At 72.5% G+C, this 19904-nt stretch carries 18 protein-coding genes; 10 read left to right on the top strand and 8 right to left on the bottom strand.

The features are described 5' to 3' along the window. The first annotated feature begins 258 nt into the window (after nucleotides 1–258). Nucleotides 259–1680 (top strand): GNAT family N-acetyltransferase, encoded by a 1422-nt coding sequence (locus IEY79_RS33360; RefSeq protein ID WP_229701349.1) that lies wholly within the window; start codon nucleotides 259–261, stop codon nucleotides 1678–1680. Here the strand turns inward: IEY79_RS33360 and IEY79_RS33355 are convergent. Continuing rightward, the gene (locus IEY79_RS33355) at nucleotides 1601–2851 is read right to left on the bottom strand and encodes a trans-sulfuration enzyme family protein (RefSeq protein WP_229701351.1); all 1251 of its coding nucleotides are present in this window, start codon (nucleotides 2849–2851) and stop codon (nucleotides 1601–1603) included. The two genes, IEY79_RS33360 and IEY79_RS33355, sit on opposite strands and share 80 nt — an antisense overlap. A 69-nt stretch (nucleotides 2852–2920) precedes the next feature. Between IEY79_RS33355 and IEY79_RS33350 the strand changes: the two genes are divergently transcribed. Then, the gene (locus IEY79_RS33350; RefSeq protein WP_189111391.1) at nucleotides 2921–3421 is read left to right on the top strand and encodes an Lrp/AsnC family transcriptional regulator; all 501 of its coding nucleotides are present in this window, start codon (nucleotides 2921–2923) and stop codon (nucleotides 3419–3421) included. Nucleotides 3422–3464: 43 nt separating this feature from the next. Beyond that, complete coding sequence (locus IEY79_RS33345; RefSeq protein WP_189111390.1) at nucleotides 3465–5147, top strand: DUF885 domain-containing protein; 1683 nt, start codon at nucleotides 3465–3467, stop codon at nucleotides 5145–5147. 345 nt (nucleotides 5148–5492) lie between these two features. Here IEY79_RS33345 and IEY79_RS33340 read toward each other — a convergent pair whose 3' ends face one another. The 4 genes from IEY79_RS33340 to IEY79_RS33325 all read right to left on the bottom strand — a co-directional run bounded on the left by IEY79_RS33340 (nucleotide 5493) and on the right by IEY79_RS33325 (nucleotide 11384). Further along, nucleotides 5493–6440, bottom strand: a complete 948-nt coding sequence (locus tag IEY79_RS33340) for an SDR family oxidoreductase (protein WP_189111389.1) — start codon at nucleotides 6438–6440, stop codon at nucleotides 5493–5495. An 82-nt stretch (nucleotides 6441–6522) separates the two neighbouring features. After that, nucleotides 6523–9546 carry an AAA family ATPase gene (locus tag IEY79_RS33335; RefSeq protein ID WP_189111388.1) on the bottom strand — a complete coding sequence of 1008 codons (3024 nt, stop codon included), beginning with the start codon at nucleotides 9544–9546 and terminating at the stop codon, nucleotides 6523–6525. Further along, a complete protein-coding gene (locus IEY79_RS33330) occupies nucleotides 9543–10709 on the bottom strand; it encodes an exonuclease SbcCD subunit D (protein ID WP_189111387.1) in 1167 nt (388 codons plus the stop codon). The genes IEY79_RS33335 and IEY79_RS33330 overlap by 4 nt, the downstream gene beginning before the upstream one ends. A 48-nt stretch (nucleotides 10710–10757) precedes the next feature. Further along, nucleotides 10758–11384: a YigZ family protein gene (locus tag IEY79_RS33325; protein WP_189111386.1), complete on the bottom strand. Its 627-nt coding sequence runs from the start codon at nucleotides 11382–11384 to the stop codon at nucleotides 10758–10760. Between the two features lie 78 nt (nucleotides 11385–11462). Between IEY79_RS33325 and IEY79_RS33320 the strand changes: the two genes are divergently transcribed. Continuing rightward, entirely contained in the window at nucleotides 11463–11870 is a 408-nt protein-coding gene (locus IEY79_RS33320) for a CoA-binding protein (protein WP_189111385.1), read from the top strand. A gap of 60 nt (nucleotides 11871–11930) precedes the next feature. Here the strand turns inward: IEY79_RS33320 and IEY79_RS33315 are convergent, their stop codons facing one another. Together IEY79_RS33315 and IEY79_RS33310 are read right to left on the bottom strand one after the other, a co-directional pair. Then, nucleotides 11931–12494, bottom strand: coding sequence for a YbaK/EbsC family protein (locus IEY79_RS33315; protein WP_189111384.1), 564 nt, complete (start codon nucleotides 12492–12494; stop codon nucleotides 11931–11933). A gap of 78 nt (nucleotides 12495–12572) precedes the next feature. Then, the gene (locus IEY79_RS33310) at nucleotides 12573–13145 is read right to left on the bottom strand and encodes a helix-turn-helix domain-containing protein (RefSeq protein WP_189111383.1); all 573 of its coding nucleotides are present in this window, start codon (nucleotides 13143–13145) and stop codon (nucleotides 12573–12575) included. Nucleotides 13146–13240: 95 nt separating this feature from the next. Between IEY79_RS33310 and IEY79_RS33305 the strand changes: the two genes are divergently transcribed. Then, nucleotides 13241–14107, top strand: coding sequence for a DMT family transporter (locus IEY79_RS33305; RefSeq protein ID WP_189111382.1), 867 nt, complete (start codon nucleotides 13241–13243; stop codon nucleotides 14105–14107). Between the two features lie 21 nt (nucleotides 14108–14128). On the opposite strand, the gene IEY79_RS33300 is transcribed toward IEY79_RS33305, so the two are convergent. Next, nucleotides 14129–14872 carry an acyltransferase gene (locus IEY79_RS33300; RefSeq protein ID WP_189111381.1) on the bottom strand — a complete coding sequence of 248 codons (744 nt, stop codon included), beginning with the start codon at nucleotides 14870–14872 and terminating at the stop codon, nucleotides 14129–14131. Nucleotides 14873–15209: 337 nt separating this feature from the next. On the opposite strand from IEY79_RS33300, the gene IEY79_RS33295 reads away from it, so the two are divergent. From IEY79_RS33295 to IEY79_RS33275, 5 genes are all read left to right on the top strand, one after another. Next, nucleotides 15210–17000, top strand: a complete 1791-nt coding sequence (locus tag IEY79_RS33295) for a sensor histidine kinase (protein WP_189111380.1) — start codon at nucleotides 15210–15212, stop codon at nucleotides 16998–17000. Nucleotides 17001–17170: 170 nt separating this feature from the next. Next, nucleotides 17171–17602 (top strand): roadblock/LC7 domain-containing protein, encoded by a 432-nt coding sequence (locus IEY79_RS33290; RefSeq protein WP_189111379.1) that lies wholly within the window; start codon nucleotides 17171–17173, stop codon nucleotides 17600–17602. Beyond that, nucleotides 17599–17958: a DUF742 domain-containing protein gene (locus tag IEY79_RS33285; protein ID WP_189111378.1), complete on the top strand. Its 360-nt coding sequence runs from the start codon at nucleotides 17599–17601 to the stop codon at nucleotides 17956–17958. Before IEY79_RS33290 ends, IEY79_RS33285 begins: the two co-directional genes overlap by 4 nt. Next, the gene (locus IEY79_RS33280) at nucleotides 17939–18553 is read left to right on the top strand and encodes a GTP-binding protein (RefSeq protein ID WP_189111377.1); all 615 of its coding nucleotides are present in this window, start codon (nucleotides 17939–17941) and stop codon (nucleotides 18551–18553) included. The genes IEY79_RS33285 and IEY79_RS33280 overlap by 20 nt, the downstream gene beginning before the upstream one ends. Next, nucleotides 18550–19848, top strand: coding sequence for a cytochrome P450 (locus IEY79_RS33275; RefSeq protein ID WP_189111376.1), 1299 nt, complete (start codon nucleotides 18550–18552; stop codon nucleotides 19846–19848). The genes IEY79_RS33280 and IEY79_RS33275 overlap by 4 nt, the downstream gene beginning before the upstream one ends. Nucleotides 19849–19904: the final 56 nt, after the last annotated feature.

Here is a 19904-nt window from a genome sequence, read left to right as displayed (position 1 = left end):
CCTGGAGAAGCACGGGTACCGCGAGGTGCCCGTGCGTCCGGGAGGGGGTAGCCTCGCCGGTGTGACGGGTGAACAGCCCCCGTCCCCCGACCGTCGCCGGTCGCGCTCTCCCCCGGGCTTCCTCAGCTGCTTCGCGGGGAATGGTCAGCTCGCGTCAAAAATCAGCCAAAAGTAGTTGATAGGGGAACAGAAGCATCTTTTACCCATCAGTCACAGTACGTTCGTGATCGCGCAACACCACTGGGTCACAGTGAGGTCATGACCGATGTGACTTCATCGAAGAGTGCCCGCCGCCCCCACCACTGGCGCCGGGATCTCGTCGAACTGGCCGCCCTGTTCACGGCGGTCGCGGTCGCCGACGCTGTCGCGAACATGATCGTGCACGGACCGGACGGCCCCATCCTGCTTGTCGCCTCGGCGATCGCCCTGGCCATCACGGCCGCGTTCCACACCTGGTGGTCACGCCACCACGGCGGACACCCGGTCGACGCGCGGCCCGCCGACACGCCGTCGGGCAGGTGGGGCGACCCGCGGGCCGGCGCCGAGCCCGGTGCCGGCGCCGAGGCCGGCAGTGCCACCACGCTGTGGCGGATGCGTGCCACGGTGCGCGACGCCCCCGGTTCGCTGGCCGCGCTCTGCACGGTCCTCGCCCGCCGCCGGGTGGACATCCTCACCCTCCAGACCCACCCCCTGGCGACCGGCACCGTGGACGAGTTCCTGCTGCGCGCGCCTGCCTCGCTGCCCGCGCGCCGGCTCACCGACGAGATCTCCCGCGCGGGCGGCAGCGACATCTGGATCGAGCGCGCCGACGCGCACGAGCTCGTCGACGCGCCCACCCGGGTGCTCGGCCTCGCCACCCGTACGGCCCTGGACGCCGCCGAACTGCCCCTCGCCCTGCGCCAGTTGCTCGGCCGCTGCACGATCCACTCGCTTCCCGCAACCACCCTCACCGGCCGCCCGACCGGCGAGAACGCCCCTGTCGAGGGCGTCCTGGAGGGCACCACGATGCGGATGCGCGACCCGAACGGCGGCGTGATCAGCGTCGAGCGCCACCACCTTCCGTTCACCCCGGCCGAGTTCGCCAGGGCCCGCGCCCTGGTCGAGCTCGACGCGCGCCTCGGCCCGCGTGTCCCGCGCGGCCGGGACGTCCTGACGCTGCCCGAGGGCAACGCGATCACCGTGCGCCGCGCGGACCAGAGCGACGTCGACGCGGCGTCGGCGATGCACGAGCGCTGCTCGGACCACACCCTGGGCCTGCGCTACCACGGGCCGGTCGACGACACCGACCGCTATCTCGACCATCTGCTGAGCCCGCGCCACGGGCGGACGCTCAAGGTCCAGACCGCGTCCGGACGGCTCGTCGCGCTCGGCCATCTGCTCTGGGACGGGGACGAGACCGAGGTCGCGCTGATCGTCGAGGACGCCTGGCAGCGCCGCGGTATCGGCTCCGAACTGCTCGGCCGGCTCATCGCGCTCGCCGTCGAGGCGGGTTCCACCAGCGTGTACGCCGTCACGCAGGCGTCCAACACCGGCATGGTCGCCGCCATGCGCGGACTCGGTCTGCCCCTCGACTACCAGATAGAGGGTGGCACGCTCGTCGTCACCGCCCGGTTGAAGGGGACGGACGAGGCACCGTACGGGACTCAGGAGATCGCTCTGCCCGACCAGGCCGGGCGCTGAGCGCCTCGGTCAGATCCCGCCAGAGGTCCTCGACGTCCTCCAGGCCGACCGACATCCGCAGCAGCCGGTCGCTCACCCCGGCCGACCGCCGGTCTCCCTCCGCCACGACACGGTGGCTGATGGAGGCCGGATGCTGGATGAGCGAGTCCACGCTGCCCAGGCTCACCGCCGGGGTGATCAGCCGGACACCGGCGATCACCTCGTGCGGGTCCCCGTACACCTCGAAGGAGACCATCGCACCGCCGATGGCCGGGTAGTGCACCCGGGCGATGCGCGGGTCGGTCGCCAGTCTGCGGGCCAGGTCCGCCGCCGTGGCCGAGGCGGCCCGTACCCGTACCGGCAGCGTGGACAGACCGCGCAGCAGCAGATAACCGGCCATCGGGTGCAGCACACCACCGGTCGCGAACCGCACCTGACGCAGCCCCCGCGCGAACTCCTCGTCGCACGCGACCACACCGCCGAGGACATCGCCATGGCCGCCGAGATACTTCGTCGCGCTGTGCAGGACGAGCCGCGCCCCGTGCTCCACGGGCCGCTGCAGGACGGGCGTCGCGAACGTGTTGTCGACCAGCAGCGGAATCGAGCCGCAGGAGTGTGCGACGGCGGCGATGTCGACCTCCGCGAGCGTCGGGTTCGCGGGGGTCTCCACCAACACCAGCCCGGTGTCCGGGCGGATCGCGTCGGCGATGCCCGCCGGATCGGTCCAGGTGACCTCCGTACCGAGGAGCCCGGCGTTCAGGAGGTGGTCGCTGCATCCGTACAGAGGCCGCACCGCGACGACATGGCGCAGCCCCATGGCGGACCGTACGAGCAGGACGGCCGTCAGCGCCGCCATGCCGCTGGCGAAGGCCACGGCGCTCTCGGCGCCCTCCAGCCGTGCGAGCGCCGTCTCGAACCGGGCCGTCGTCGGGTTGTCGAGGCGCGCGTAGACGGGCGGTCCCTCGGGCCGTGCGCCGGTGGCGGCGAACTCATCTATCCGCGCGGCCTCGGCACGGGTGTCGTAGGAGGGGTAGGTCGTCGACAGATCGATCGGCGCCGCGTGCACACCGAGCCGCGCGAGGTCCTCGCGCCCCGCGTGCACGGCCTCGGTCGCGAGGGCTCGGGGAAGGGTCCGGGGGAACGTACCGGCGAAGGGGGCGGCTACGGCCTCGGCCGTGCCGTCGGCATCCATGGGATTCATGGCCCCCACTCTGAACATCCACCGGGAAGCGCGGGGGATCCTCCGTGCTACGTTCGCCGGATGAGCGAGTCAGTCGTCCTTGACCCGGTCGATCTGCACATTCTTCGCCTGCTGCAGAACGACGCACGGACCACCTACCGGGAGATCGCCGCCGAGGTCGGGGTGGCCGCGTCGACCTGTCTGGACCGGGTGGCGAGGCTGCGGCGGTCCGGGGTGATCCTGGGGCATCAGCTGCGCCTCGATCCGGCCAAAATCGGCCGTGGGCTCCAGGCCCTGCTGTCCGTGCAGGTCCGGCCGCACCGCCGTGAGCTGATCAGACCGTTCGTGGAGCGAATACGCGGCCTGCCCGAGTCCCGCGCGCTGTTCCATCTGACGGGGCCCGACGATTATCTGGTCCATGTGGCGGTGGCGGACACCGCGGACCTCCAGCGGCTCGTGGTGGACGAATTCACCTCACGGCCCGAAGTGGCCCGTGTCGAGACGCGATTGGTCTTCCAGCAGTGGGACTGCGGTCCCCTTATGCCCCCTTCATCAGCCAATCAGCCGACGACGCGGCCCTGAAGCGGGGTGACGGCGCGGTCCTCGCTCGGAGAGGATGTGGCCCATGCCAGACACTTCCAGCAGCGCGCTGCCCCGCCAGGTCGCCGACGCCTATGTCGACGCACTCATCGAACTCGATCCGATCACCGGTACCTTCCTGGGCGTCGCGGCCAGTTCCAGCCGCCTTCCCGACTACTCACCGGCCGGAGCGCGGGCGCTCGCCGACCTCGCCCGCGAGACTCTCGCCGAACTCGACATCGCGACGAAGCTGCCGGGAGCCGACAGCGACCAGGAACGCCGCTGCGCGAGGCTTCTCCGCGAACGGCTGACCGCCGAACTCGCCGTCCACGACGCCCAGGAGCATCTGCGCGCCGTCAGCAACATCCACTCCCCCGCCCACTCCGTCCGCGAGATCTTCACCGTGACGCCCACCGAGACGGACGAGGACTGGGCGGCTGTGGCCCAGCGCCTGCGCGCCGTACCGGCCGCGCTGAACGGGTTCCGCGAGTCGCTGGCCCTCGGCCTGGAGCGGAAGCTGCTGGGCGGGCCCCGGCCGACCGCGACCTTCGTCACCCAGCTCACGGAGTGGGCGGGCGACGGCCGCGGCTGGTTCGAGGAGTTCGCCTCGGCCGGGCCCGAATCGCTGCGTACGGAGCTGGACGCGGCGGCGGTCGCCGCCACCGGCGCCGTCGTCGAACTGCGCGACTGGATGCGCGACGTGTACGCGCCGGCCGTCGAGTCCGCGCCCGACACCGTGGGCCGTGAGCGCTACGCCCGCTGGTCGCGGTATTTCAACGGCACCGACCTCGATCTGGACGAGGCATACGCCTACGGCTGGTCCGAGTACCACCGGCTCTACGCCGAGATGACCGCCGAGGCCGCCAAGATCCTGCCCGGCGCGTCCCCCTGGGAGGCGCTGGCCCATCTCGACGAACACGGAGAGCACATCGAGGGGGTGGACGAGGTACGCGAGTGGCTCCAGTCCCTGATGGACGAGGCCATCGAGGCGCTGGACGGCACGCACTTCGAACTCGCCGACCGGGTAAGGAAGGTGGAGTCCCGCATCGCCCCGCCCGGGGGCGCGGCGGCGCCGTACTACACCGGCCCCTCGGAGGACTTCTCCCGTCCCGGCACCACCTGGCTGCCGACGATGGGTGAGACGCGGTTCCCGGTGTACGACCTGGTCTCGACCTGGTACCACGAGGGCGTCCCCGGCCATCACCTGCAGATCGCGCAGTGGACCCATGTGGCCGACCAGCTCTCCCGCTACCAGGCGTCCGTGGGCGGTGTCAGCGCGAACGCCGAGGGCTGGGCGCTCTACGCGGAGCGGCTGATGGACGAGCTGGGCTTCCTGCCGGACGCGGAGCGCAGGCTCGGCTATCTCGACGCGCAGATGATGCGGGCCTGCCGGGTCATCGTGGACATCGGCATGCATCTGGGGCTGGAGATCCCCGAGGACTCGCCGTTCCATCCGGGTGAGCGCTGGACGCCCGCTCTGGCGCAGGAGTTCTTCGGTATGCACAGCGGCAGGCCGGCGGAGTTCGTGGAGAGCGAGCTGACCCGCTATCTGTCGATGCCCGCCCAGGCGATCGGCTACAAGCTGGGTGAGCGGGCGTGGCTGCTGGGCCGCGCGAACGCGCGCGAGCGGCACGGCGACGCGTTCGACGCGAAGGCGTGGCACATGGCGGCGCTGTCGCAGGGTTCGCTGGGACTGGACGATCTGGTGGACGAGCTGTCCAAGCTCTGAGCCGCGGCGCCCGGCGTCACGGCGCCGGGTGCCCGCTCGTACGACTCCAGACCTGCGGGCGCCCCGGTGGCCTCTCACGACCACGTGCGGCCGAGTCCGAAGGACTTCACGGGACGACGGAGCTGTTCACCGCGCTCGCCCCGGCCACCGGGGCCAGGGGCCCCGGGGTCCCAGGTCGTGTCTTCAAAGTCCCGCCTGGCCCGCGACGCCTGGCACGGCACCTCGCCGCGTTGTCGGAGCCGTCCAAGTACGCCCAGTACGAGGACGATCCTCCGCCTCGCGATGCACCGCACCAGCCGCCGCGGGCCCCGCCCTGCGGGCGGACGGCTACTTCGAAGACACGACCTAGACCGTCCCTCCGTCCGGGAGCGGGCGTGGCAGGTCCGCCGGGCGTCCCCGGGGCCAGGGGCCGCCCGGTACGGGGGTGAAGTTCTCGCCGCTCAGCAGGAAGCCGCCCTCCGAGTTGATGACCTGGCCGGTGATCCACGCGGCCTCGTCCGTGGCGAGCCAGGCGATCAGCCGCGCCGGGTCGTCGGGCATCCCCCACCGCCCGGCCGGGAACATCCCGGCGATCCGGTCGTACGCCTCGCCGGTGAGGTAATCGGTGTCCACGGGGCCCGGGTTGACCGTGTTGACCGTGATCCCGGCGTGGCCGAGCGAGGCGGCCAGGGTATGGGTCGCCGAGGCGAGGGCGCCCTTGGACAGGCTGTAGGCGATCTCCCCGGGCATGCCGCCCCGCAGGTTCTGGCCGGAGGTCATCATCACGACGCGGCTGCCGTGCCTGATCCGCACCGGATGGGCGACGCGGGCCTTGGCGTACTCCTGGACCAGTTGGATCACGGAGCGGGTGTTGGTCGCCCAGTGCGCGTCGAGCATGTCCGCGTCGATCTCCCAGAGGGTGCCGTCGCCGCCGCTGCGGGCGTGGTTGGCCACCAGGATGTCGACCACTCCGCCGAGCGCCTCGCGGGCCGCCGCGAAGACCTCGGCCGGACCCTCGGGGTCGGACAGGTCACCGGGCCCGTGCGCCACGGTGGCGCCCGGAAAGCCGAGGGCTTCGCGGACCCCGGCGGCGACTCCGTCGGGCCCGTCGGGGTCCGCTCCCCAGGGCTGCGTCTCGTCGTGCGGCACATGGTGGTGGAGGTAGACGCTCGCGCCGTACGCGGCGAGCCGCCGGGCCACGGCGTACCCGATGCCGGAGCGCCGGCTGGCGCCGGTGACGAGGGCGGTACGGCCCCGCAGGGGCATGTGCTCACGGCGCAGGGATTCGGCGCCGGGCTGGGGAAGTTGAGGCATGGTCACCCATCATGGTCGGCCGCCGGGGAGCTGTCATACGGATTCCGGCGGGCCCGGCGACGCGGCGCCCCGGTCGGACCCCTCAGCCGTCGGTGCCACCCGTACGGAGACTGACCGTCGAGCCCCGCCGTGACTTCGTCACCTCCAGTTGGGTGGGGATCCGGCGGCGCAGGTCGGCGACATGGCTGACTATCCCGACACTGCGGTCGCGTTCGCGCAGCGAGTCCAGCACGTCCAGGACCTCGTCCAGCGTCTGGTCGTCCAGGCTGCCGAAGCCCTCGTCGATGAAGAGGGTGTCCAGGCGCGCGCCGCCCGCCTCGTCGGTGACGACGTCGGCGAGGCCGAGGGCGAGCGCGAGGGAGACGAAGAACGTCTCGCCTCCCGAGAGGGTCGCCGTGTCCCGCGCACTGCCCGTCCAGGAGTCGACCACATGGAGTCCGAGTCCGGACCGCTTCCCGCCACCGCCTCTCGCGTCCGAGTGGACCAGGGTGTAGCGGCCCGAGGACATGCGCAGCAGCCGCGCGGTGGCCGCCGCGGCGACCTGTTCGAGCCGGGCGGCCAGGACGTACGACTCCAGGCGCATCTTGCGGTCGTTGTCGGTGGACGTGCCGGCGGTGAGCGCGGCGAGGCGGGCCACCCGCTCGTACTCCGTACGGAGGGGGCCGAGGCGCCGTACCTCCTCCTCGGCCTGCCGGGACAGGCCGGTCAGCTGGGCGCTCCGGGCCCGGGCCCCGTCGAGCGCCGAGGACGCGGCGCGCAGCGCCGACTCGGCCGTCTCGTACGACACGAGCGCCGCGTCCAGCCTGGCGGGCGGTCGCTCGGCGGCGTCGCGCGCGTCGGACTCGGCGAGCCGGTCGGCGACGGTGGCCGCCTCGGCCTGCCAGTCGTCCATCCGGTGGGTCAGTCCGCGTTGTTCCACCTCGGGGAGCATGGCCGCCGCCGCCTCGCGCGGGGTGTCGAACCCGGCCCGGAAGGCGGCGTCCGCGAGCCGGTCGTCGCCGTCCTTGAGCCGCTGTGCCGTGGTGTCGAAGTCCCTCACGGCGTCGGCCGCCTCGGCGAGCCGCCGTGCCCTGTCCGCCAGCCGATCGGCGTTCGCGGCCACGCTGCCGGCGTCGCCCCGGGCGCGGACGAGTTCCGATTCGAGGGCGGTCTGTTCGCGATCGAGCGCCTCACGCCGTGAGGTACGGGCCGCGACGCGGTTCTCGGCCGACTGCTGTGCGGTGAGCCGGTCCTCGCGCTCCCGCTCGGCGCGGTCGAGCGCCTCGCGGGCCGCGTGCGTGCCGGCCGCGAGGCGGTGCGCCTCGGCGTGCTCGCGGGACAGGCGCTCGGTGAGCGCGGCCAGTTCGGCGACGGTGGATCCCCCGGCCGTCGACCGGGCGGCCGCGTACTCCTCTCGTACGGAGGCGTGTTCGCGCTCGGCCGCCGCCACCGCCTCCTCGGCGCTCCGCGAGGCGGCGGACGCGGCGTCCTCCGCCGCCTGGTCGACCTGGCCCGCTCCGGGGCGCGCGGGGGCCGGGTGGTCGGCGGAGCCGCAGACCGCGCAGGGCTCTCCGGGCACGAGACCGGCGGCGAGTTCGGCGGCGATGCCGCGCAGCCGGCGCTCCCGCAGGTCGAGCCAGGTCTCCTTGGCCTCGTTGGCGCGCTCGCGGGCGCTGTTGAGGAGGCCCCGCGACGTGGCGGCCCGTGCTTCGAGCGCGTCGCGCGAGCGGGCGGCGGCGAGTTGCCCGCGCGCCGGTTCGATTTGTCCCGCGAGCTGTTCGGCGCGGGTGGCTGCCTCCTGGGCCGTCTCGATCCGTTCCTGGTGTCCCCGGCGGGTGGCGTCCCAGTCGGCGAGCCAACCCGCGGCGTCCGCCAGCAGCTCTTCGTCGGCGCGTGCCTGGCGGTCCAGCTCGGCGCGCTCACGGCCGATCTCGGCGCTGCGCCGCTCGGCGCCCCGGGCGGCGTCGACCCGGCCCAGCTCCTCGATCATCTTCCGCTCCAGGGCGGAGAGATGGTCGGCGCCGGTGTCGGTGAGCTCGGCGGGCAGGCGGGCGCGTGCCCGGTCGAGTGCGGTGGCGGCCGTGCGGTGCGCGCGCTCCGCGTCCTCGCGCAGGGTGAGGGCGGGGGCCACCCGGTCGGCCTTGCGTGCCCGTTCCAGCCGGGCCCGCGCCGCCTCGTACTGAGGACGGCGGGCTTCGAGGGCCTCGGCCCGTCGCTGTCCGTCGGCGAACCGCTGTTGCAGCCTGGCCAGTTCACGTGTCGAGTCGAGCAGCCGGCGCGCCGCCGCCTGCCCGCTCTCGGCGCCCGCGAGGGCCGACTCGGCGATGTCCGCGTGCTCGTACGCCGTGGAGCGGGCGACGGCCGCCCATGCCAGCACGGCGGGGGCGAGGCCCGGGTCGCCGGGATGCTGTGCGGGCAGGGGCTGTTCGCCGCCCGCGCCGGCCGCCTGGGCGATGCGCTGCGCGACGCCGAGCAGCCGCTCGTCCCCGGCCCGTACCTGCTGTTCGGCGCCCCTGCGCAACTCGGCGAGCCGGTCCTCCACGGCGGCGAACCGGCGGGTGTCGAAGAGACGGCCGAGCAACTTGCCGCGCGCCTCGGCGTCGGCGCGCAGGAAGCGCGCGAAGTCGCCCTGCGGCAGGAGGACGACCTGGCAGAACTGCTCCCGGCTCATGCCGAGCAGCTGGCCGATCTCCTCGCCGATCTCCTGGTGGGAGCGGCTCAGCGCGCGCCAGCCGGTGCCCGGGGTGTCGTACTCCCGCAGCAGGCTCTGCGCCTTCTCGGTGGTGACGCCGGTGCCGCGCTTCTTGGGGCGTGTCTGCGCCGGGCGGCGGGTGATCTCCAACCGCCGCTCGCCGAGGGTCAGTTCGAGCTGGACCTCGGTGTAGGTGCCCGCCGGCGCGTGGTCACTGCGCAGCGAGGCGTCCTTGGCGGCGCCGCCCTTGAGCTGGCGCGCGCCCGGCACGGCGTCGTACAGCGCGTAGCAGACGGCGTCGAGAACGGAGGTCTTTCCGGCGCCCGTCGCACCGTGCAGGAGGAAGATCCCCGCGGCGCGGAGGGTGTCGAAGTCGACCTCCTGGGTGTCGGCGAAGGGGCCGAAGGCGGTGATGGTCAGCCGGTGGAGTCTCATCCGGTCACCTCGCGCACGGCGTTCTCGACCCGTACGTGGTCGAAGGCGCCGCGCAGCACGGTCCGCTCCCGGTCGTCGGGCCCGGCCCCGCCCCGTACGTGCGCGACGAAGTCCTCGGCGATCTCCTGGTCGCTGCGGCCTTCGAGGCGCTGCGCGTAGGACGTGACGGTGTCCTCGTCGCCCCGGTCGGGGTCGAAGACGAGGCTGAGGGTGTGCGGGAAGCGCTCGGCGAGGCGTGCCATGGGTTCGGCGGGACGCACGGGGTCGGTGAGTGTCGCCTCGATCCAGGCCTGTTCGTGGCGGGTGAGCGCCGGGTCGTCCAGGAGGTCGGCGAGGGCCCCCCGGAGGCGGGCCAGCGGGCGTGGCACGGGGCAGTCGATCCGTTCGGCCTCGATCTCGCCGCCGGGGCCGAGGTCCACGAGCCACATGGTCTTGCGGTGGTCGGTCTCGGAGAAGGAGTACGCGAGGGGTGAACCGGAGTAGCGGACGCGTTCGGTGAGTGCCTGCGAGCCGTGCAGATGGCCGAGGGCGACGTAGTCCACACCGTCGAACGTGCCGGTGGGCACGGCGGACACGCCGCCGACGGTGATGTCTCGCTCGCTGTCGCTGGCGGCGCCGCCGGCCACGAAGGCGTGCGCGAGGACCACGGAGCGGGTGCCGTGCGGGCGTTGGGCGAGGTCGGCCCGTACGCGGTCGAGCGCCGCTGCGAGCACCGCCTCGTGTCCGGCCTTCGCGGCTTTGAACTCCTCGCGGACCAGGGACGGTTCGAGGTACGGCAGTCCGTAGAAGGCCACGTCGCCATGGACGTCGGGGAGCACGACGGGGGTGGCGCACCGCGCCGGGTCGGTGCGCAGATGGATGCCCGCGTGGTCGATGAGACCGGCGCCGACGCCGAGGCGGCGGGCCGAGTCATGGTTCCCGGAGATCATCACCGTGGGCACGCGCGCCTCGGCGAGCCGGTGCAGGGCCCGGTCGAAGAGCTCAACGGCGGAGAGCGGCGGCACCGCCCGGTCGTACACGTCGCCCGCCACCAGGACCGCGTCCACCTCCCGCGTCAGCGCGGTCGCCACGAGATGGTCGAGGAAGGCCGCCTGTGCGTCGAGAAGGCTGACCCGGTGGAAGGACCGTCCCAGGTGCCAGTCCGACGTGTGCAGGAATCTCATGATCCTTGAGAGTAACGGTGGGGTCGGACATCACGGGTGGCTTCCGGCTCACACGTCGCCGTACGCTTCACCGCCCAGTGCCAGCAAGGCGGTTCCGGCGGTGGTGTCGGCGAGCCAGGCCCGGAAGGCGTCGACGTCGGCGTCCGGCAGTCCGATCCCGATGGTCACTATCTCCGCGTACCGCACGTCGCGTACGGCGCGGCCGGTGGCCCGGAGTTCGTTCTCCAGCTTTCCGGCCCGGTGGTGGTCGACGATGATCGTGGCCAGCCGGTAGCGCTGCCGGGTGACGGTGCCGACCGCGTCGAGGGCTTCGCCGACCGCGCCGCCGTACGCACGGATCAGCCCTCCCGCGCCGAGCTTCACGCCTCCGTAGTAGCGGGTGACGACGGCGACGACATACCGCACGTCCCGGCGCATCAGCATCTGCAGCATGGGCGCACCGGCCGTACCACCGGGCTCCCCGTCGTCGCTCGCCTTCTGTACGGAGGCTTCGGCGCCGATCACGTAGGCGAAGCAGTTGTGTGTGGCGGTGGGGTGTTCCCGGCGTACGGCGGCGACGAAGGCCTGCGCCTCCTCTTCGGTGGTGGCGGGGGCGAGCGCGCAGATGAAGCGCGACCGGTTGACCTCGGTCTCGTGGATACCCCGTCGGGCGACGGTGCGGTACTGCTCATGCATCGCGCCACCCTAGGCTCTCCGGCCCCGGTCCGGGTACGGCGGGGGAATTGCGGGGCCGTACTCCCGGTTGTCAGTTGCATGTATGCAGACGATGAGACGATCCGCAGGATCCTGACCTCCACGGGTGACACCTGGGCGGTGGTGGGCCTCTCCAACAACCGGTCCCGGGCGGCGTACGGCGTGGCGTCGGTGCTCCAGCGCTTCGGCAAGCGGGTCGTCCCCGTCCACCCCAAGGCGGACACGGTCCACGGGGAGAAGGGGTACGCGTCGCTGGCGGAGATCCCGTTCCCGGTGGACGTGGTGGACGTTTTCGTCAACAGCGAGCTGGCGGGCGTTGTCGCGGACGAGGCGGTCGCGATCGGCGCGAAGGCGGTCTGGTTCCAGCTCGGAGTGATCGACGACCAGGCGTACGAGCGTACACAGGCGGCCGGACTCGACATGGTGATGGACCGCTGCCCGGCGATCGAGATCCCACTGCTGGGCTGAGCGTTTCGGAAGAGCTTCGATTGGAGTCGCGACTGCCGGGCCGCCCGGCAGTCGCGACTTTCAGTTCGCGATGACGCCGAGACCGTCGATGATCACGGCCCCCGGCAGGGTGGCGAACGCCTTGCCCGGGACGATCAGCTTGCCCCGGCGGCGGCCGCTGCCGATCAGGACCCATTCGGTGTCCACCACCGCGGCGTCCACGAGGACGGTCCAGCCGGTGGGAAGGCCGATCGGGGTGATGCCGCCGTACTCCATGCCCGTCTCGCCGGTCGCGGTGTCCATCGGGGCGAACGAGGCCTTGCGCGCGCCCAGTTGTTTGCGTACGACTCCGTTGACGTCGACGCGGGTCCTGGAGAGCACGAGACAGGCGGCCAGCGTGGATTCGCCGCCGCGCTTGCCCGCGACGACGACGCAGTTGGCCGAGCTGTCGAGCAGATCGGCGCCGTGGTGCTCCACGAAGGCGGCGGTGTCCGCGATCTCCGGGTCGGTGTCCACGTAGAGCAGTTGGTCGGCGGGCACATCGCCCTGCCAGGCCCGTACGGCGGCGGCGACGGGCTCCGTGAGCAGGTCGAGGCAGTCGGGGGCGGGTCGGGCGTTGTCGAAGTCTCCGATGGGGGCGCGCATGGGCGTCAAGCTAACAGGCGGCCCGACGGCCCGGAACGGCCGGTGGGGCGGGCTACCGGCGGCGGGCGGCGGAAGCGCTCAGCGCGCCGGCGGGATGGAGACGGCCATGGTCATCTCGACCGTCGTCCCGCCGTCGTTGCGGTAGGTGTGCGGCACGTTCGCCTCGAAAACCGCGGACGATCCCTCGGCGACGGGATGTGACACGCCGTCCACCACGAGGGTCAGCTCACCCGCGGTGACGTGCAGGAGTTCGGTCGTGCCCTCCGGGTGCGCGTCGGAGTCGCTGTGTTCGCCCGGCATCAGCTTCCAGGACCACAGTTCGAGCGGGCCCCGGGACTCGGTCCCGACCAGCAGGACGGTGGCGCTGCCCGCCTCGGTGGACCACATACGGACGGTCTGGTCGGCGGGTACGACCCTGACCTGCGGGCCCTGCTCGTAGTCGAGGAGTGTGGTGATGCTGATGCCGAGCGCGTCGGCGAGTTTCACCGTCGTACCGACGCTGGGGTTGGTGCGGGCCTGCTCGATCTGGATGATCATGCCCCGGCTGACGCCCGACCGGGCCGCCAGGGCGTCGAGGGTGAAGGCTCTCTCGCCGCGCCACCGTTTGAGATTGCGGGCGAGCGACTGGGTCAGCTGATCGAGGTCCGACACATTCCGTCCAATATATTCAATGACAGAGTTCAATGGACTGCACTACGGTGTGGTGTACCAACCGTTCACCACACTGTACTGGCGAGGTTCGCGTCATGACCGCACTGTTCGCGCTGGCCACATGCCTGCTCTGGGGTCTGGCCGACTTCGGCGGTGGGGTACTCGCCCGGCGCGTACCCGCCCTGACCGTGGTCGTGGTCTCGCAGGCGATAGCGGTCGTCGTCCTCGGTGCGATCGTCCTCGCGACCGGCGCCTGGTCCGAGGCCGGACCGCTGCTCTGGTACGCGGTCGGGGCCGGAGTCGTCGGGCCCGTCGCCATGCTCGCCTTCTACAAAGCCCTCGCGCTCGGCCCGATGGGCGTGGTGTCGCCGCTCGCCTCGATCGGCGTGGTCGTACCGGTGGGCGTGGGCCTCGTCGTCGGTGAGCGGCCCGGACTGCTCCAGGTCGCCGGGATCGCCGTGGCCGTCGTGGGCATCGTGCTGGCCGGCGGGCCCGAACTGCGCGGAGCGGCCGTCCGGCGCCAGGCGATCGCGCTGACGCTGGTCGCCGCGTTCGGCTTCGGCGCGGTCATGGCGCTGATCTCCGAGGCGTCGACGACGATCACCGGCCTGTTCCTGGCGCTCTTCGTGCAGCGCGTGACCAACGTCGCTGTCGGCGGGGCCGCGCTGTACGTGTCGGTACGGCGGGGTGCGCCCGCGCTGCCCGAGGGCGGCGGGAGCCGGGTGATCCGAACGGCCCTGCCCGCGCTGGCGTTCGTCGGCCTCGCGGACGTGGCCGCCAACGGGACGTACTCGATCGCGGCGCAGAACGGCCCCGTGACCGTGGCGGCCGTCCTCGCCTCCCTGTATCCGGTGATCACGGCCCTGGCCGCACGCGGTGTCCTGAAGGAGAGACTGCGCGCGGTCCAGGCGGCGGGCGCCGGGCTCGCGCTGATCGGCACGGTCCTGCTGGCGGCGGGCTGACCCCCGTCCGCGGCAGTCCGGTCAGGACCGGTCCGGATCCAGCTCGGAGAGCGCCACCAGCTGCTCCGGAGTGACACCCTCCGGGATCGGTACGGGCGCGGGCGTACGCAACGGCGGCTGCCAGCCCCGCTCCTCGTCCCAGCGCCGTACGACCCGCGCGGGGGCCCCCGCCACCACACAGTGGTCGGGCACCTCACCGCGTACGACCGCCCCCGCCGCGACCACCACGTTGCGCCCCAGCCGTGCCCCGGGGAGGATCACCGCGCCGGTGCCCAGCCAGCAGCCCGGCCCCACGGAGACCGGTTCCGTACGGGGCCACTGCTTGCCGACGGGCTCCCGCGGATCGTCGTAACTGTGGTTGGTCGAGGTGATGTAGACGTACGGCCCGCAGTAGGTGTCCGAGCCTATGGTCACGGCCGTGTCGGCGATGACATGGCTGCCGCGGCCGAGGACGACGCCGTCACCGAACCGCAGGATCGGCTCCGCGCCCAGGTCGAGGCCGGGCATCATCCCGGCGGTCAGGGTGACGCGTTCACCTATGACGCAGTGGTCACCCAGCTCGATCCACGCCTCACCGAAGACGGTGCCCTGCGGGAAGGCGAGCCGGGTCCCGGTACCGATCCGGCGGAAGCGCAGCTTTCCCGGATGCTCCGCGCTGACCGCGCCCGCCTCCTGGACCCACCGCCAGCCGCCCTGGACGGCGCGCGAGACAAGGCGGCGGCGCCAGGCGCTCAGCGAGGAGAACGTGTTTCGGCTCTTGGGCACCCGCCCACGGTATCGGGCGGTCGGCGCTCCCTGTTGTGACGTTCACCCCACGGCCAGACTCAACGGCCGCCCCACGCCACCACCGGCCCCGCGCGTCTACCACGACCTCACCGTCCGCGTGGGCGACTTCCCGGCTGACTCCCTCATTGGTGGTCACTCGCCCCCGGCGCCCCTGCCGCGACGCACCGTCTGAGTAGCGTGAACGTCACACACGGCAACGCCACACCCGACCCGGCCTCACCGTTCCGGTCGGTGACCGGCGCCTCCCACCACGGCCGCCGCGCGCCGGTCGGCCGGTCTGTTTCCCCCCCGCACTCGAACACCGAGGGACCGCGGAATGTCAGTGCCTGTCGCACCGAGCCCCCACCGCGTACGAAAAACGCGCCCCCTGTCGCTCGCCGGACCCCCCGCCCTGCTGCTCCTGGCCGGAGCGGCCGCCGGCGCCGCCACCACCGCCCCGGCGGGCGCGCGCGGTTGGGCGGTGACGACGCTCGCCGTCGCCTGGGTGGTCATCGCCTCCGTCGTCGTCGGCGCCGTGCTGACACTGCGGCGTCACCGACGCGGATCGGCGACGGCCGGCGGCGAGATCCAGGCGCTCCACGCGCAACTGGCGAGGAACGGCGCGGAGTCGGCCCATCTGGTGAACGTCACGCTCCCCACCGTGGTCAAACGGCTCCGCGACGGCGCGAGCACCGAGGAGGCGCTGGCCGCCACTCCCCCGCCGGCCGACGCCCAACTGCGTAGCCTACTGGGGACGTTCGCGACAGAGGTGGCGCTCGGCGAGCGACGCGTCGCCGCCGCGGTCGCCGACCACGAGACCGCGGTGGCCAGGCTGGGCCAGGTGGCCGACGATCTGGACCTGCTGTCCACGGTGACCCTGCCCACCGCGCTCGGCGGGCTCCGCGAGGGCCGGGGCGCCGACACCGTACTGTCCGATCTGAAGCGTCCGTCCGATCCGCGCCTCCGGGTCCTGACCGAATCGATCGTCCGGGACTTCGCCGTCAGCGAGCGGCGCGGCGCAGCCGCACAGGCGGCCGGCGCCAAGGCCCTGAGCCGGGTGCAGGCCAAGGCCGTGAGCATGCTCGCCGACCTCCGCGAGATGCAGGAACGTCACGGCGAGGAGGTCTTCGGCGATCTTCTGCGGCTCGACCACAACACCTCCCAACTCGGTCTGATGACCGACCGGCTGGCGCTGCTGATGGGCGGCCGGGCGAGCCGCGCCTGGAACAAACCGATCCGCATGGAGAGCATCCTGCGCGGCGCCGTCGGCCGGATCGCCGCCTATCAGCGCGTACGGCTGCACTGCTCAAGCACCGCGGCCGTCGCGGGATTCGCCGCCGAGGGCGTGATGCACCTGCTCGCCGAACTCATGGACAACGCCGCCAACTTCTCCCCGCCCATCGACGAGGTGCACGTCTACGTCGAGGAACGCTCCGCGGGCATCGTCGTGACCATCGAGGACAGCGGCCTGAAGATGGCCGACGCGGCCATGCGCCGCGCCGAGGAGTCGGTGTCGGGACGGGCCAACGACCTGGCCACGCTCCAGGGCACCCGGCTCGGGCTGGCCGTCGTCGGGCGGCTCGCCGAGAAGTACCACCTGAGCGTCAACTTCCGTCCCTCCTCACGCGGTGGCACCGGAGTGGTCGTCCTCTTCCCGCCGCAGCTCCTCGCCCAGCCGAGGAGCGCGGTGCACCAACTGTCCGGGCGGCACGCGGCGCCCGCACCGGCGCCTACGGTCCCCGAGCCCGCCGTCAGGCGCCCGCCGGCCCAACTGCGTTCCGTGCCACTGCCGTCAGCCGCCGGGCCCGTCGACGGCCCCCGCGTGGCGACGCCCGGCGGGCTGCCCGTACGGCCGCCGGGACGCACCATGGCCGCGGCCGACCGCGACCGGCCTCCCGCGGACGGCACGGGCGAGCGGGGCCGTACGCGCGACGGCGCGGCGCCGCGGGCCGTACCGCCCGGCCGCGACGCCGGAGCGCGGTTCGACGCCTTCCACCGCTCCCGGCTTCCCGCGGACGGCGCTCCAGGCAGGACGGAACCCCGGACGCGGCCCGGACCGGAGTCGGGGCGGGAGCCGCAGCCGCAGCCGCAGCCGCAGCCGCAGCCGCAGCCGGGCGACACCTCATGAGGTGCTCGTCGTTCCCCGTACGGCGCCGGAAGCAGCCCCGCAGACAGACCGGGGATCAGCGGCACGGCCGGCGCCCACCCCGTCAGCGAACGTGAGCAACGCGAGTACGTGAGATTGGAGGCACGGGCCGACGATCCGCTTCCCCCGGCGGATCCCGCCCCACGCAACCCATGCACCCCCTTCCGACGACTGACAACAGCCTGACCTGGCTCCTGGAGAGCCTGCTGGAGCGCACTCCCGGCACCCGGCACGCCCTGGTGCTGTCGCGCGACGGTCTCAAGCTCTGCTGGAGCCGCCATCTGACGCTCGACCAGGCCGACCAACTGGCCGCGATCTGCTCGGGCATCCAGGCCCTCGCGCAGGGCGCCTCCGTCGAGTTCGGCAACGGCACAGGCGGCGTACGCCACTCGATGACGGAGTTCCACGGCGGCCTGCTCTTCATCGTGGAGGCGGGCGACGGCGCGCATCTCGCGGTGGTGGCCGCCGACGGCGCCGATCCGGGCGTGGTCGGCCATCGGATGACGGAGTTCGTCGACCAGATCGGCGAGCATCTGCGCGCCGAGCCCCGGACCCCGGTGGCCTCCGAGGCCGCCCCGTCATGACCCGCGGGCCCGTGGACATCGGCGATCCCGACCGGCTGTACACCGTCACCGGTGGCCGCAGCCGCGCCGACCACGACGTATTCGACCTGGTCACACTGATCGTCAGCGAGTGCGCGCCGACCCGGGGAACGCAGTGGGAACACCACGCGATCCTCGAACTCTGCCGTCGCCCCACGGCGGTCGTGGAGATCTCGGCGGAGCTGGGACTGCCGGTGACCGTCGTACGGATCCTGCTCGGCGACCTCCGGGCGACGGGCCGGATCACCGCCCGCCATCCGCGCGCGGGGCGGTCCGTCTCCGCCCTGCCCGACCCGGCCCTCTTGAAGGAGGTGCTCCATGGACTCCGCAACCTCTGAGCTGCCCGCCCGAACCCCGCTGGCCGACGCGGCGGAGACCGGACTCAAGATCGTGATCGTGGGCGGCTTCGGGGTCGGCAAGACGACCCTCGTCCGGTCGGTGAGCGAGATCCGTCCGCTCAACACCGAGGAGGTGATGACGCAGGCGGGTGTCGGTGTCGACGAGACCGCCGGTCTCACCACGAAGGCCACGACGACGGTCGCCTTCGACTTCGGCCGGATCAGCCTCACCGACCGGGTGGTGCTCTATCTGTTCGGCGCGCCCGGACAGGAGCGGTTCTGGTTCCTGTGGGACAGCCTCTTCTCCGGCACGCTGGGCGCGGTCGTCCTGGTCGACACCCGGCGGATGAGCGAGTCCTGGTACGCGATCGACCGGCTGGAGCATCACAGGACGCCGTTCGTGGTCGCGGTCAACCGGTTCGACGACGACGTCTCCTCGTTCTCGCTCGACGAGATCCGGCAGGCGCTGTCCCTGCCCGACCACGTGCCGCTGATCAACTGCGACGCGCGGGTCCGCTCGTCCGGCAAGAACGTCCTGATCGCTCTCGTGGACCACCTTTACGAACTGGCGATTGCACGGGAGTCGACACCATGACCGATCCGCACGCCCCCTACCCCGAGACCCTCGACGCCCCGGGCGCGCTTCCCGAGGCGCAGCCGCCGCCCGGCTGCCCCGCCGCGCACCCCGAATCGGTGCCGCTGAGCGGTCTTGAGTTCCAGCGGACACCGTCCCAGCTCTACCGCGGCCTGCGCCGCGAGCACGGCCCGGTGGCGCCCGTCCTGCTGGACGGCGGGATCCCGGCCTGGCTGGTCCTCGGGTACTCCGAGGTCACCTATGTCACCGGCCACGACGAGCTGTTCGCGCGGGACTCCCGCCGCTGGAACCAGTGGGCGGCGATCCCCCCGGACTGGCCGCTGCTGCCGTACGTCGGCCACCAGCCGTCCGTGCTGTTCGCCGAGGGCGCCGAGCACCGGCGGCGGGCCGGCGTCATCACCCGGTCGCTGGAGGCGGTCGACCAGTTCGAACTGGCGCATGACTGCCATCAGATCGCCGAGGAGCTGATCGACGTGTTCGCGGGCGTCGGGGAAGCCGAGTTGATGGCCTCCTACGCCCACGCGCTGCCGATGCGGGCCGCCGTCCAGATGTGCGGGATGCCGGCCGGTGGCGCCAACACCGAGGAGCTCGTACGCGATCTGCGGGTGTCGCTGGACGCGGCGGAGGGAGACGACCCGGTGTCCGCGTACACGCGGGTGCAGGAGCGCATCCAGCAGTTGGTGAAGGACAAGCGGGCCCGGCCCGGCTCGGACGTCACCTCGCGGATGCTGGGGCACCCGGCCGGGCTGGCGGACGAGGAGATCGTGCAGGATCTGATCTCCGTCATCGCCGCGGCGCAGCAGCCGACGGCCAACTGGATCTGCAACACGCTGCGTCTGCTGCTGACCGACGACCGGTTCGCGCTCAACGTGTCGGGCGGGCGGCTGAGTGTCGGGCAGGCGCTCAACGAGGTGCTGTGGCTGGACACTCCGACGCAGAACTTCATCGGCCGGTGGGCGGTCCGCGACACCCAGCTGGGCGGGCGGCACATCAGGGCGGGCGACTGTCTGGTCCTCGGGCTCGCGGCGGCCAACACCGATCCGCAGATCTGGCCGGAGGGTCGTATCGGCGCGGAGAACTCGGCGCATCTGTCCTTCAGCAACGGCGAGCACCGGTGCCCGTATCCGGCGCCGCTGCTGGCCGACGTGATCGCCCGTACGGCGGTCGAGACGCTGCTGGAGCGGCTGCCGGACGTCGTACTGGCCGTGGAACCGGACGAGTTGACGTGGCGGCCGTCGATCTGGATGCGCGGTCTGACGGCGCTGCCGGTGGAGTTCACCCCCGTGGTGCGGTGAGTCCCTGTCGCTGTCCTCGGTCGTCGTACGGGGTCGGAGGAGCCCGTACGACGACC

This window comes from Streptomyces camponoticapitis (assembly GCF_014646115.1).
Lineage (GTDB): Bacteria > Actinomycetota > Actinomycetes > Streptomycetales > Streptomycetaceae > Streptomyces > Streptomyces camponoticapitis.
This window is presented reverse-complemented; position numbering and strand designations above follow the sequence as displayed.

Excerpts from the sequence above, each read along its gene's own strand:
- IEY79_RS33275 (WP_189111376.1), top strand. The coding sequence starts at position 18,550 with ATGACCGATCCGCACGCCCCCTACCCCGAGACCCTCGACGCCCCGGGC.
- IEY79_RS33285 (WP_189111378.1), top strand. The coding sequence starts at position 17,599 with ATGACCCGCGGGCCCGTGGACATCGGCGATCCCGACCGGCTGTACACC.
- IEY79_RS33350 (WP_189111391.1), top strand. The coding sequence starts at position 2,921 with ATGAGCGAGTCAGTCGTCCTTGACCCGGTCGATCTGCACATTCTTCGC.
- IEY79_RS33315 (WP_189111384.1), bottom strand. The coding sequence starts at position 12,494 with ATGCGCGCCCCCATCGGAGACTTCGACAACGCCCGACCCGCCCCCGAC.
- IEY79_RS33320 (WP_189111385.1), top strand. The coding sequence starts at position 11,463 with ATGTATGCAGACGATGAGACGATCCGCAGGATCCTGACCTCCACGGGT.
- IEY79_RS33325 (WP_189111386.1), bottom strand. The coding sequence starts at position 11,384 with ATGCATGAGCAGTACCGCACCGTCGCCCGACGGGGTATCCACGAGACC.
- IEY79_RS33330 (WP_189111387.1), bottom strand. The coding sequence starts at position 10,709 with ATGAGATTCCTGCACACGTCGGACTGGCACCTGGGACGGTCCTTCCAC.
- IEY79_RS33355 (WP_229701351.1), bottom strand. The coding sequence starts at position 2,851 with ATGGATGCCGACGGCACGGCCGAGGCCGTAGCCGCCCCCTTCGCCGGT.
- IEY79_RS33305 (WP_189111382.1), top strand. The coding sequence starts at position 13,241 with ATGACCGCACTGTTCGCGCTGGCCACATGCCTGCTCTGGGGTCTGGCC.
- IEY79_RS33335 (WP_189111388.1), bottom strand. The coding sequence starts at position 9,546 with ATGAGACTCCACCGGCTGACCATCACCGCCTTCGGCCCCTTCGCCGAC.
- IEY79_RS33360 (WP_229701349.1), top strand. The coding sequence starts at position 259 with ATGACCGATGTGACTTCATCGAAGAGTGCCCGCCGCCCCCACCACTGG.
- IEY79_RS33345 (WP_189111390.1), top strand. The coding sequence starts at position 3,465 with ATGCCAGACACTTCCAGCAGCGCGCTGCCCCGCCAGGTCGCCGACGCC.
- IEY79_RS33340 (WP_189111389.1), bottom strand. The coding sequence starts at position 6,440 with ATGCCTCAACTTCCCCAGCCCGGCGCCGAATCCCTGCGCCGTGAGCAC.
- IEY79_RS33290 (WP_189111379.1), top strand. The coding sequence starts at position 17,171 with ATGCACCCCCTTCCGACGACTGACAACAGCCTGACCTGGCTCCTGGAG.
- IEY79_RS33280 (WP_189111377.1), top strand. The coding sequence starts at position 17,939 with ATGGACTCCGCAACCTCTGAGCTGCCCGCCCGAACCCCGCTGGCCGAC.
- IEY79_RS33295 (WP_189111380.1), top strand. The coding sequence starts at position 15,210 with ATGTCAGTGCCTGTCGCACCGAGCCCCCACCGCGTACGAAAAACGCGC.